9 protein-coding genes are annotated in these 12,688 nt (G+C 38.9%); 1 reads left to right on the plus strand and 8 read right to left on the minus strand.

The genetic code is table 11. From position 1 onward, the window contains the following. Window positions 1-17: 17 nt before the first annotated feature. From KO495_RS12615 to lptD, 5 genes are all read right to left on the minus strand, one after another. Window positions 18-833, minus strand: coding sequence for a symmetrical bis(5'-nucleosyl)-tetraphosphatase (locus KO495_RS12615; protein WP_215980764.1), 816 nt, complete (start codon window positions 831-833; stop codon window positions 18-20). Further along, window positions 833-1,732: a 16S rRNA (adenine(1518)-N(6)/adenine(1519)-N(6))-dimethyltransferase RsmA gene (gene rsmA, locus KO495_RS12620; protein WP_215980765.1), complete on the minus strand. Its 900-nt coding sequence runs from the start codon at window positions 1,730-1,732 to the stop codon at window positions 833-835. Before rsmA ends, KO495_RS12615 begins: the two co-directional genes overlap by 1 nt. 130 nt (window positions 1,733-1,862) lie before the next feature. Next, window positions 1,863-2,846: a 4-hydroxythreonine-4-phosphate dehydrogenase PdxA gene (pdxA, locus tag KO495_RS12625; protein ID WP_215980766.1), complete on the minus strand. Its 984-nt coding sequence runs from the start codon at window positions 2,844-2,846 to the stop codon at window positions 1,863-1,865. Next, window positions 2,846-4,147, minus strand: a complete 1,302-nt coding sequence (gene surA / locus KO495_RS12630; protein WP_215980767.1) for a peptidylprolyl isomerase SurA — start codon at window positions 4,145-4,147, stop codon at window positions 2,846-2,848. Before surA ends, pdxA begins: the two co-directional genes overlap by 1 nt. Before the next feature lie 64 nt (window positions 4,148-4,211). After that, window positions 4,212-6,521, minus strand: a complete 2,310-nt coding sequence (lptD, locus tag KO495_RS12635; protein ID WP_215980768.1) for an LPS assembly protein LptD — start codon at window positions 6,519-6,521, stop codon at window positions 4,212-4,214. Between the two features lie 171 nt (window positions 6,522-6,692). Between lptD and djlA the strand changes: the two genes are divergently transcribed. Further along, window positions 6,693-7,508 carry a co-chaperone DjlA gene (gene djlA, locus KO495_RS12640; RefSeq protein WP_215980769.1) on the plus strand — a complete coding sequence of 272 codons (816 nt, stop codon included), beginning with the start codon at window positions 6,693-6,695 and terminating at the stop codon, window positions 7,506-7,508. Between the two features lie 23 nt (window positions 7,509-7,531). Here the strand turns inward: djlA and KO495_RS12645 are convergent, their stop codons facing one another. From KO495_RS12645 to rapA, 3 genes are all read right to left on the minus strand, one after another. After that, window positions 7,532-8,506 (minus strand): DUF3530 family protein, encoded by a 975-nt coding sequence (locus KO495_RS12645; protein WP_215980770.1) that lies wholly within the window; start codon window positions 8,504-8,506, stop codon window positions 7,532-7,534. Window positions 8,507-8,651: 145 nt separating this feature from the next. After that, complete coding sequence (gene rluA / locus KO495_RS12650; protein WP_215980771.1) at window positions 8,652-9,332, minus strand: bifunctional tRNA pseudouridine(32) synthase/23S rRNA pseudouridine(746) synthase RluA; 681 nt, start codon at window positions 9,330-9,332, stop codon at window positions 8,652-8,654. 52 nt (window positions 9,333-9,384) lie between these two features. Beyond that, entirely contained in the window at window positions 9,385-12,315 is a 2,931-nt protein-coding gene (gene rapA / locus KO495_RS12655; protein WP_215980772.1) for an RNA polymerase-associated protein RapA, read from the minus strand. Window positions 12,316-12,688: the final 373 nt, after the last annotated feature.

Raw genomic sequence — 12,688 nt, forward strand, 5'->3', positions numbered from 1 at the left:
GAGTTCAGGTTAATTATTTATTGGTGAGCTTGCTCAATAAATACTTTCTTATCGCCCCAGCGTAGTAGAGTCAAGTGACTACCCCACACACAGCCAGTGTCTAGCGGATAAATATTTCTATGAGAGCTATGACCCATTAAAGATGCCCAGTGACCGAAAACCCATGGGGTTTTATCAATTGTTTTGGATAGTGTAAACCAAGGAACTAAGTGCTCAGGTGTTTCCTCTGGAGTATTTTTATGGTGAAACTCTAAAGAGCCATCCATAAAGCAGTAACGCATACGTGTTAGTGCGTTAACACTGTAACGAAACCTTTCCTCTTCGGTTAGTGAAGCTTGCCATGAATTTGGTTTTTCTCCATACATTAACGCTAACCACTGATTACGCTCAGTAGAGATCAGTTTTTGATGTATTAATTGTGCTTGCTCAAGTGCATCCTTTAATAGCCACTGAGGAGAGATCCCTGCGTGACTCATATAGGCGGATTTTTTTTTATCGGGAATTTTTTGAATGAGAGGCTGTGCGGCTAACCAATTAATTAATTCATCTGCATCGGGTGATGTCAAAAGCTTATCTAGTTTATCTGCAGCTTTAGCTTTTTTAATACCAGCATAAACCGCCAGTAAGTGTAAGTCGTGATTACCTAATACCACTTTAGCACTATCGCCTAAGGCTTTGACAAAGCGTAAAGTTTCTAATGAGCTAGGGCCTCTAGCGACCAAGTCACCAGCCAAGTATAAAATATCGCAATCACGGTCAAAATTAACACGCTTGAGTAGCGCTTTTAATTCGCTATAACATCCTTGTACATCACCAACTAAATATATTGCCATTAGTCGAGCATATCGGGATTTACTGCATTAGGTGAGTCAGTCATTTGTTTTTTAGCCATGTGTCGTTTACTTTTTTTCGGCTTATTGTCTTCTTGAACTGGATTGTCGGTAATAAAATTCGCTAGGGTAATATAGTCATCAATTGATAAGTTTTCAGGGCGTAAGTTTGCATCAATATTTAAGTTTTCTAATTGCTCGACAGAAATTAAGTTTTTAAAGCTATTGCGAATAGTTTTTCGGCGTTGATTAAATGCCGCTAAACAAACAGTATTTAAAGCAGCAATATCTTTAACTGGGTTTTTAATCTCTTTATGAGGGATTAAACGAACAATGGCCGAGTCTACTTTAGGTGCTGGCTTAAAGGCTTCTGGGCCAATTTCCATTACAGGTAAAACCTGACACTGATATTGCGTCATAATGGATAAACGACCATAAGCTTTACAGTCAGGTCCTGCAGCCATGCGCTGTACAACTTCTTTTTGCAACATAAAGTGCATATCTTTTACTTGTGACTTAAAGGTTAATAAGTGAAAAATAAGCGGTGTTGAAATGTTATACGGCAGATTGCCGAAAATACGTAATGGTTTGTCTTCACTGGCGAGTTGTGCAAAGTCGAACTTGAGCGCATCGGTTTCATAAATAGTTAAATGTGGTGCTAAAAAAGGATGGTGACGTAAACGATGAGCAAGATCTCTATCGAGTTCAACTACGGAAAGTTTTTTTGCACGCTCTATTACCGGCTCAGTTAATGCACCTAAACCTGGGCCTATTTCTATAAGGTTTTCACCTGGTTCTGGATTGATCGCATCAATAATGTCACTTATTACCGCATCATTGTGTAAGAAATTTTGACCAAAACGTTTTTTTGCTTGGTGACCTAAATGGCTTTTACTATTCATTAATATCTCGTTGTTAATAATGGCGCTAATATCGCCATTATTTTTTGATTAAGCTGTGGTTATACTTTGATTACTTTAGTGTAGAACTCATTTACTTTTTAGCGAAGTAATAAACCCGTAGTCATGTTTACTATGACTTATTTAAGCATAAGCTGATGGCGCTTTTCATTGCCTCCATCATACTGCCAACATCGGCAGTACCTTTACCTGCTAGCTCTACAGCTGTTCCGTGGTCAACCGATGTACGAATAAAAGGCAGCCCTAAGGTGATATTGACTGAAGAGCCAAAACCTTTGTATTTTAATACAGGTAAACCTTGATCATGGTACATCGCTAAAATGGCATCGGCATCGCGAAGGTATTTATCTTGAAAAATAGTATCGGCGGGTAAAGGACCAATAACATCAATACCTTCAGCACGTAACTCGTTTAAAGCCGGTTCTATTACTTCAATTTCTTCTCGGCCTAAGTGACCATCTTCTCCAGCATGTGGGTTAACACCACAGGCATAAATTCGAGGGTTACTAATCGCGAATTTCTCAATGAGATCATGATGCAAAATACGGGTGATTTTTTGTAAGCGCTCATAGGTTACGGCTTTTGAAACATAGGCTAACGGTATGTGAGTGGTAACTAAGGCCACTCTTAAGCCTTCTGTTGCTAGCATCATAACTACGTCACTACAGTTTGCTTGATGCGCAAAGTATTCGGTATGACCACTAAAAGCAATACCTGCTTTATTTATCAGCCCCTTGTGTACAGGGCCTGTGACGATGGCATCAAACTCACCAGAGATATTTTTCTCACTGGCGAGGCGTAAGGTTTCAACAACATAACTACCATTATTACTGTTTAAAGTGCCCGCAATACAGGTGTCAGGCAGCTCAACATCTAGCACAGTAAGAGTGCCTGCCTGCTGTGCTTGTACTGCATTATTTTTGTCGTAGTCAATTAAGGTTAGTGGTAATGATAATTGTTGAGCGCGTTCTAACAAAAGTTTTTTAGAGGCAATTACAACTAGCTCTACTGGCCATGCTTGTTGGGCAATCGTGATAACAAGATCTGGGCCAATACCCGCAGGCTCGCCAGGCGTAATGGCAATGCGTTTAGTCATTACTTGGTGTCCTGTTCAAAAATTTCAATATAAGCTTCGTTACGTATTTCACTTAACCAACGTGCACTCTCGGTACCAAATTTACGGTTATATAGCATTTGGTAGGCTCTGTTTTCATTCATTTGTGAGGTTGCATCAACCATGCGTCTGTCTTCAAGTTGAATAATGTGCCAACCAAATGAAGAGCGGAATGGTTTGTGGTACTCACCTGGCTTCATTGTCGCTAAGGCGTCTTGGAATGCTTTATCATATTTCGTTGGGTCAGCCCAACCTAAATCACCACCGCGAACAGATGTTGGTCCATCAGAGTGTTCTTTTGCAAGTTCAGCAAAATCAGCTTCGCCAGCTTCGACTTGATTTAATAACCCTTGTAATAACGATTCAGCTTTTGCGTCGCTTAAAATAATCGAAGGTTCAATCAAAATATGTCTCGCTTTCACTTCTTCAACTTCTACGACTTGTTTGCCGCGGATGTCGAGCACTTTTACAATACTAAAACCTAAGCCTGTTCTAATGGGCCCAACGACGGTGCCTTTCTTTTCACCATCAATTAGCTCAGCAAATAAGGTTGGCATTTCATTGATATTTTTCCAGCCTAAGTCACCACCACTTAGTGCATTCTCATCGCCTGATGATGCGATAGCTATTTTTGTAAAATCTGAACCATCATTAAGTAATTTGATAACTTGATCAGCACGGGTTTTAGATGCCGTCATATCCGCTTGCGTTGGATTTGACGGAAACTGAATCAGAATATGACCTAGATGGTACTCTACATTGTTATTGGTTTGTTCTTTCATAACCGCAAGCAAATTTGTTACTTCTTGAGGGGATATATAAATACGACGCCTCATGGTATTACGTTTTACTTCACCTGAAATAAGCTCTATACGAACACTTTCACGGTATTTCTCATAATCTAAACCTTCACTAATTATAGACTCTCTAAATTGAGCTAAGGTTAACTTGCTTTCTTTGGCCATATTAGTAATGGTTTGGTCTAACTGAGCATCGCTTACTTGAATACCCATACGTTCACCTAATTGCGTGATCAGGTTATCGTTGATTAGCTTATCCATTACCTGAATGCGTAAAGCTGACTCGCCAGGTAAGCTTTGATTGTTTTTTTTGGCTTGTAATTTAATGCTTGCTAGTAAATCAGTTACTTCGGATTCAAGCACTACGCCAGAGTCAACAATTGCAGTTACGCGGTCTAATAGCTCTTCTTTAGCGTGAGCGTAATTAAAAGAGCCGACAATAAGACTTGTGATTAAAGCGAAGTTTTTAAGTGAATTTTTCATATAAATTTTATGTCTTCTTTTTTAAAGTGTTAGCAGTTTAATAGTTAATGTAAGTTAATCTGCTTTAATTATTTAAATAGTAAGGGCGCTTATAGCCAAAGATACTATCATTAAACATTTCTTGTGTACCAATAGCGGACTGCTGCCCATCAAGCCCTTTAATAATAAACTGTACCATGAAACCGCTATCAAATTCATCGCGCTTCTCGATATCATTATTATTTTCATCTAGATTAGAATTTATGTGGCGATGGTAGGCAACACGTATAGCCCAACAACAACTTTCATATTGAAAACCAGCATAGCTTTCTAAGCTTCTTTGTTGTTTTAAATCTTGAGTTATACGACCAACAAAAGACCAATTACTATTAATGGCCATACTAGTGAGCGCAGAGACTTGCTCTAAGCTATTACCTGAGACATCACGAGTATACCTATGGTTCAATTGTAAGGTATTAAATTTATCAAAGTGGTAATCTAAGTTTACTTGGCCTTTATTGGTGAAGTTCCCTAGGGTGTTATATTGAATGTCACCACTTATTTGCCATTGATGGTTTAAGCGAAAGAAAACATCAGCGGCAACAGAAGACTCTTTGGTGGTTAATGGTGTTGTTTGTACTAAAGCTGTATTGTTATTTTCAGTAATGTTACGACTTGATAAATATTGAATACGACCAACACTAAAGCGAAATACCTCTAAATTTGAAGTGTCCAATATTCGACTGGTTATACCCCAAGTGTATTGATTCGCTGCAGATATTCTATCTAAACCACTGTAACGTCTATCACGGAAAAGTCCGTTGTAATCCTCTTGTAAGCTGGTTGTGTCGTATAAACCAATATTAGATTGGTCTTTTTCGGGAATGTACAAATATTGTAATTGTGGCTCAAATGTATGGCGATAATCGTTACCAAATGCAGTCATATTGCGATCAAAGTTAATGCCGCCATGTACACGTACTTTCGGTAAGGTTCGTTGTACGGTTTCGTCTAAAGGGCTGCCAACGTTAATATTACTTTGTTGATAATAGGTGTGCATAAGCTTCATTTCTGAGTTAAGAAACCAAGCTGGAGTTGATATTGGTAACGTAACTCCGGCTTCTACGTGATACCTATTTGCTTCAACTTGTCCCTCTTCAGCGGCTTGAAAACTGCTCATTTCAGAGTAAAGTTCAAATTGCCCTGATAAAAAGTTCAGTGGTTGTTGTGCCGCTATTTCTATATGAGGAATGGTTTTATAGCTAGGGTTGTGGCTACCTAAGACTTCGAAATCTTGTAGTTTTAGGGTGGTTTGCCATTGCTCGCCAAAATAAGATAATTCACCTAACTGGTATAAGTAAGCATCATTAGAGTTGTATTGCTTACTCCCAATATCGACGAGGTAGTTGTCATCACTGATTGTGGTGTAATCTATGTACGCACGAAAGTCTTCAGAGAAAGTACCGATGTGCTGAAATCTTGCTAAATAGCGAGGATCACTACTTTTTAAGGCTTTATCGTTATTTAAGTACTCTAAATCTATTTGACCTGATTGTAAGCCAGTTAAATAACGTACTTCTGTTTGTAGTTGCATGCCACGTTTTGACATATAATGAGGAGTAATTGTTGCGTCTAAGTTCTCTGCTATATTCCAATAAAATGGTGTTTCAACCTCTAATCCTGAATTACTTGAGCTACTGATTTTAGGATAAAGAAAGCCACTAGTACGCTTTTTTGAAACGGGAAATGAGAAATAAGGAACATAAAGAATTGGTACATCCATCACTCTAAATTGAGCATGGTATGCTTCACCAAAGTCGCCAGTGGCAGATAAATTAATTTCTTTAGCTTTTATTTGCCAGCTAGGTACTTCGCCAGCGCACGTCGTGAAGGTCGAATCTAATAAACTTAAACGCCCATCAGTACTAACAAATAGTTTGCCTGCGCTACCGTGACCAGGGTTACCATTAAGTTGGTATGCTGCATCAGTCATCGCGGTAGAGCTTTCTTGTTTACTTGCGCTGAGACTATTTGCAAAAATATTAATATCGTTGCTTTGGTATTGAATATTGCCTAAAGCCTCTATGCTCATTTTAAGTCGATTAAATGACAATTCATCAGCAATTATTTTTTGACTTTTATCGACTAAGGTCACACCACCGCTAAATTGTGCAATTTGATCTTTTTCGATACCAGCATAATGCGAATATATGTTAATACTATTGTCATTAACTGTAGGTGTATTAGCTCCTATTTCTGCAAAAGTGGGAATAGGACAGAACATAGGCTTGGTTTCAGGTGCTTCGCTAGGTGTGGCTGAGTTAGCGCTTACTTCATGTGTAAGGCATAATAAGAAAAGGCAGAGAGAAACATTTATTTGTCGGGAAAAAAGCATTTAATATCCGGAAAAGTGGCGATAATGTTAATAATGATGATTTTTAATGTGATGAACTCATTATTTTAATGCTAAATCCAGTTATAATATAGCAATTTTTTGCGTTGTCTTTAAATCTTATGCTTTTTTAGCAATGTTATTTCTAAATCTTTTCAATAGGTCATAGTTTATATGCGTATTTGGGGTAAAATCTTAGGTTTTTTATTCGGTTTAATGTTGAGTAAAAATATTGTTGGTGCATTACTTGGAGCTTGGCTAGGGCACCTATTTGATCGAGGCCGAGGTTTTGATTTCAATGCTATGTCAGGCAATGAAGAAGATGATGTTTCCCGCCAAGCAACATTTTTTTATAGTACCTTCTCAATTATGGGGCATGTCGCTAAAGCGAAAGGGCAGGTAACGAGTCATGAAATTGCTTTTGCTAGTGCTTACATGGACAAATTGGGCTTAACAAGCCAGCTACGTAAACAGGCACAAGATGCTTTTAGAGAAGGTAAATCGGAAGCTTTTCCGCTCAAAGATCGTTTAATTAAATTTAAGCGTATCATGGGCAACCGTCAGGATTTATTGCTGATGTTTTTGGAAATCCAAATTCAAGTTGCATTTAGTGATGGCGAGCTCGATAAAGAAGAGCGTGCAGTGTTGCATACCATTGCTAAATATTTAGGTTATTCTGCGCGCGAGCTTGATAATTTATTGGAAATGATTATTGCTAGTGCATCATTTCATCAGCAATCAGGGTCGTCAGGGAGACAACAAAGTAGTCAAACAAGTGGTCAACAATTAAATAATGCTTATAAAGTTTTAGGTGTTGAAGCAAGCACCCCAATGCCAGCAATTAAAAAGGCATATAAAAAGTTAATGTCACAGCATCACCCCGATAAGTTGATTGCTAAAGGTTTACCGCCAGAAATGATGGAAACAGCTAAGCAAAAAACTCAAGATATTCAAGCCGCTTACGATTTGATTTCTAAACAAGTGAAGTAGTAAATGGGTTGCCTAGCTAATGCCTACCAGCCAATAGATTTCAGCCAACCATTAATTTGACTTAATAATTCATTATTAGGGTAATAGCCAGAGAGTGTATTGTTAAGTTGTCGTTGACGGTAATAAACTTTCATTTCTTGAGCTGATGACGACATTCGCATCGGCATCGCGGCGATTACACTGGGATGATCGTAATGTAAATAAAGATCGAGTAAAGGCAGTTCTAATAAAGCAACACTTTTAGCAAGATCTTCATTGAGTTGAGTTTGAAGATCTCGGCTACCTCTGCGATAACTGCTTAATAGCACCAACGCATTAGGCGCGGTGGTTAACTTAGCTACATCATCTGCAGACTCTGTATTTTCACTTAATAAATCGACTAAAAAGGCGCCATTGTTACCTTGTGCTATTACAATCACAATACCGGGATGTTCTTTCGCTTTATTCATTGTTGCGGTAAGTATTGCAGCAAGTTGCTTTTTATACTCAGTGATTAAGGGGGTATTTTGCTCTTGTTGTTCAGTTGCCGTAAGCGCGGTTGACGGATAACCTTCGGGTTTATCGTTAGGCTGAATCGTTATAGTAGTCCAGCCATGTTTTGGTAACGCCTTACGTAAAAAATTAATCGCTTTTGGGTTGGTTGCTCCTTGTTGCCAATCAGGTAATAAAATGGCAACGCCCTTACTGTTAGCTGTTGTGAATTTTTGTTCTAAGGTTAGATAGCTCTCAGGACCCGCAAGTAAAGGTTTAACCCGTTCTGCTGCGATATAATGCTTTAAGTCTTGTGTATGTTGAACGCCGTAATTTATCGGCATAGGTTGCTGTTCTTTTTCTTGCTCTTTATTTGGTGAGTCTGTTTTTGTTTTCGCTTGTTCGGTAGCCGTGCTTTCTTTCGTTTTTTCGGTTGCTTTACTTTCCTCAAATGCTTGAGTATTTAACGCGAGTACGCTTACAGTTAACAAGATAATACATGGTAATGAGAAAAGCTTAATGGGCATAATTATTGTTTCTCCAATGTATTTATCATGATCTCAGCTTATTGAGTGTTTTTATATATGGTACTTGCTTATATCTTATCGACACTTTTATACCAAGCGTTAATTACATTCTATATTTTATCTAAATATGTAACCATTTCAGTGATTAGTTAAACGGACATGGTGCGTTAAAGCTGACCTGCGCTTGAGTGCTTGGGTGTGTAAAGCTTAAGCTTAGCGCGTGTAACTGTAAGCGAGGGCTTAACGCTAACGCTTGTGGGTTTGCATAAAGACGATCACCCAAAATAGGGTGTCCTAACGCTAGCATGTGTACGCGTAATTGGTGCGAACGACCAGTAACAGGGCTAAGTTCAACCAAAGTGCTATTACGTTCATTACTGGTATCACGGCTCAGTACTTTGTAATGTGTTAGTGCGGCTTTACCGTAGTCATGGTCAACCATTTGTTTAGGGCGATTAGGCCAATCACAGATCAAGGGTAAATCGACACTACCTTGATCTTGTGCAACCTGACCGTAAACTCTGGCAATATAGCTTTTTTGGGTTTGTCGCTTTTCAAATTGGCGACTAATCGCTACATGAGCTGGCTTATTTAGCGCTAATAGCATTAAACCAGAGGTAGCCATATCAAGGCGGTGCACTATGGTTGCTGTTGGTAATACGCGTTGTACTCTATTTTGTAAGCAGTCTTGATGCTCAGGTAAGCGCCCAGGTACGCTTAAAATACCACTGGTTTTATTAATGATAACAATATCACTGTCTTGATAAATAATATCAAGATACGGTGACATTGGTGGGGTATAAATAAAGTCTGGGTTAGCAGCCATACATTTCCTTTTTTATAGCAGGGGCTTATTCATAACCCCTGCTAGTTTTTTGTTAGTGGGTAACCACTATCATACGTATCGCTTCAAAGGTGAGTTGTGCTTTGTCTATATAATGGCTCAACTCCTGTTGCTGTGTGGCAATAAAGTCTATTTCTTCTTGGCGTACACTCGGGTTTATGGCTTTTAGTGCGGTTAACCTTTCTTGCTCTTGTGTCAGCTTAATGTTCATCATGGCTAGTGCTTTTTCTTGAATGGCATTAATTTCTTTATCGCCATGAGCTTCTGCTTTAGTCACTAATGGGCCAATTTGACTTTTTAATGCTTTTACTAACTGTAATGCCATTTGCTTTTTAACCGGAGCAAGCTGCTTGTCTAACACGTCTTCACTGACTTTTTCTGCGAGATTGTTACCATTTTTATCCACTAAAATACGAATAGGCGTAGTCGGTAAATAGCGCCCTAGTTGTAAGTTAGCAGGCGCTGTTGCTTCTACAGTAAATAAACACTCTAAAAAGAAGGTACCAACGGGTAACGCTTCGTTCTTTAAAAGCCCGATACTGGCATTACCAATATCGTCACTAAGCACTAAGTCTAAAACACCACGCACCATAGGGTGATCCCAAGTGAGTAATTGATAGTTCTCGTTTATCAGGGCAGTATCACGATTAAAGGTAACTGTTGTGCCATCTTCAGGTAAGCAAGGGAAGTTGCTATTGAGCATGTGCTCAGTTGGATTTAAGGCAATAGCATTATCGGCTTTGTCGTCTTGTTGAACACCAAAAACATCTAATGCTTGAAACATAAACTGAGGGAGGTTGATATCATTATCAACAGCCGCTATTTTCTCTACTAATTCGTGGGCACGACCTTGACCTGACGAGTTCAGCTCTAATAATTTATCACGGCCTGACTCTAATTCGGCTTTGATGTCTAAATGCTTTTGCCAGCTCTGCGCGATTAATGTCTCAGCTTCGCTTGATTGTTGTTGAGCCGTTAAAGCTAAAGATAATAACTGTTCACCAAAGCTTTCAAACACTACACGACCAGTAATACAAGTGTTTTCAAAAGCTTGCATGCCTTGATGATACCAGTCAAATAACAAGTGCTGAGCAGAGTCACTGAAATAAGGTACATGTAAGCGAATAATTTCTTGTTGACCAATACGGTCTAAGCGACCAATACGCTGCTCTAATAAATCAGGGTTGCTTGGTAAATCAAATAATACTAAATGATGCGCAAACTGGAAGTTTCGACCTTCACTGCCTATTTCAGAGCAGAGTAATAATTGGGCGCTGTCTTCATCTTGTGCAAAATAAGCAGCTGCTTTATCGCGCTCAAAAATAGATAAACCTTCGTGGAATACTGCCGCGCGTATTCCTTCTTTAATACGAAGAACGGCCTCTAAATCAATCGCGGTTTGTGCGTTGGCACAAATCACTAAAACTTTCTCTTTATTTAATGACTTTAATAGTTCAATTAAATAATCAACACGGGGATCAAAGTCTGTCCAGGTTTCGCTGTGGTGATCTAAGCCAAAGAGCATTTCAGGGGTAAAAATAAATTTAGCTTGTGGTGATGTCAGCAGTGCCTCAGGTGAGTCACTTAATAGAAGCTCATTAATCGCTTCTTGATATTGTTCAGGCATCGCAAGAGCGGTTGGTTTGAGCTCTCTTGCTGGAAAGCCTTTAATCGTGTTGCGTGAGTTTCTAAATAAAATACGCCCAGTACCGTGTCTATCTAAAAGCTGTTTTAATAATTGCTGACGGGTATTTTTGGCAACTGTTTCATCTTTATCATTAAGTAACGGTAATTGCTTGGCAATATCAACTTCAGCTAATAAGCGAGTAAGGGTTTGTGCTTGCTCGTTTGTTAATGTTTGTTTTTCAACTAGGGCGTTAGCTGCACTGGCAACAGCGCCATAATGTGATTCTTCCTCAGTGAATTTTTCGTAATCGAAGAAACGATCAGGGTCAAGTAAACGTAAACGTGCAAAGTGACTTTCATGACCTAGTTGATCAGGGGTTGCGGTAAGTAATAATACCCCAGGAATCACTTGAGCTAATTGCTCAATACATTGATATTCAAGGCTTGGGTTATTTTGTTGCCAATTAAGATGATGGGCTTCATCAACCACCATTAAATCCCACTCTTCGCTTAGTAGTGCTTCATACCACTCAGGGTTTTTAGTAATAAAATCAAGGTTAACTAAAACTAATTGCTCAGAGCTGAAAGGATTAACTTTTTTACCATCTACATATTCACCGTGCTGACTGCTTTCTACGCAACGATCAGTATCGAATAAACTAAATTGCAAATTGAAACGGCGTAACATTTCAACTAGCCATTGGTGCATTAATGACTCAGGCACGATGATCAATACTCGCTTAGCGCGACCACTGACAAGCTGTTGATGAATAATAAGCCCCGCTTCAATGGTTTTACCTAAACCTACTTCATCGGCAAGTAATACTCGTGGCGCAAAACGGCTGCCTACTTCATCGGCAATATAAAGTTGATGTGGAATTAAACTGACTCTACCACCAGTTAAACCCATTAAATCTGACTGTTGTTGCTGGTATTGATGACGTAATGAGTCCTTGCGCAAACGGAACCAGTCAAGTCGGTCAACTTGGCTGTTTAATAAGCGGTCGTGTGGTTTATTAAACTTTATGAAGTGGTCTATCATCACTTCTTTTAATGACGCTGGCTCTTGAATATCTTGGCGTATACCTTCGTAAGTGATGATGCCGTGAGCTTCACTATACGACTCTACTTTTAACATCCAGCCTTCATGACTTGGAATAATATCGCCAGTATTAAAAATAACACGCGTTAATGGTGCGTTTTCTTTCGCGTATTTTCTTGATTCGCCTGTGGCGGTAAATACAATATTGACAAACCTATGCTCGACACCGGTAACTGTACCTAGTCCTTGATCTGATTCACTGTCACTGATCCAACGTTGACCGGGTTTAAATGGCATAGGCTTAATTCTCCAACTACTAAAATAATATTGTTCCCCTAATAATGTAGACAAATTATACAGAAAATTCAGGGGCAAAAAAGGGGCGCTATATTACTCTTTATCATAGAAGTGATCATTAAAAAAATAACCTATTGAAGGAAAAAATTATGCTTGCTAACTGAGAATGATGGTATTACTGTGAACAGGCTATACTTATAATCATAAGTGATGCGTAGATATTGTTTTTTTGTGCTTGTTTTATATGAATTTATATTAGGGATGTTGACTTTCGAGATTGTTTTTGCAGCTTTTTGTTGGGTGTTTATACAAGGCTGAGCCTTTGTCGTGTGGTTAATCAGGACAATAGGTTCCAACATTGTCTAATAAGCTA

It is taken from the genome of Colwellia sp. D2M02 (assembly GCF_018860755.1).
GTDB classification, from domain to species: Bacteria; Pseudomonadota; Gammaproteobacteria; order Enterobacterales; family Alteromonadaceae; genus Colwellia; species Colwellia asteriadis.

Bases quoted from the DNA above. Each gene is read 5' to 3' on its own strand.
- KO495_RS12615 (WP_215980764.1), bottom strand. From the start codon at position 833: ATGGCAATATATTTAGTTGGTGATGTACAAGGATGTTATAGCGAATTA.
- rsmA (WP_215980765.1), bottom strand. From the start codon at position 1,732: ATGAATAGTAAAAGCCATTTAGGTCACCAAGCAAAAAAACGTTTTGGT.
- pdxA (WP_215980766.1), bottom strand. From the start codon at position 2,846: ATGACTAAACGCATTGCCATTACGCCTGGCGAGCCTGCGGGTATTGGC.
- surA (WP_215980767.1), bottom strand. From the start codon at position 4,147: ATGAAAAATTCACTTAAAAACTTCGCTTTAATCACAAGTCTTATTGTC.
- lptD (WP_215980768.1), bottom strand. From the start codon at position 6,521: ATGCTTTTTTCCCGACAAATAAATGTTTCTCTCTGCCTTTTCTTATTA.
- djlA (WP_215980769.1), top strand. From the start codon at position 6,693: ATGCGTATTTGGGGTAAAATCTTAGGTTTTTTATTCGGTTTAATGTTG.
- KO495_RS12645 (WP_215980770.1), bottom strand. From the start codon at position 8,506: ATGCCCATTAAGCTTTTCTCATTACCATGTATTATCTTGTTAACTGTA.
- rluA (WP_215980771.1), bottom strand. From the start codon at position 9,332: ATGGCTGCTAACCCAGACTTTATTTATACCCCACCAATGTCACCGTAT.
- rapA (WP_215980772.1), bottom strand. From the start codon at position 12,315: ATGCCATTTAAACCCGGTCAACGTTGGATCAGTGACAGTGAATCAGAT.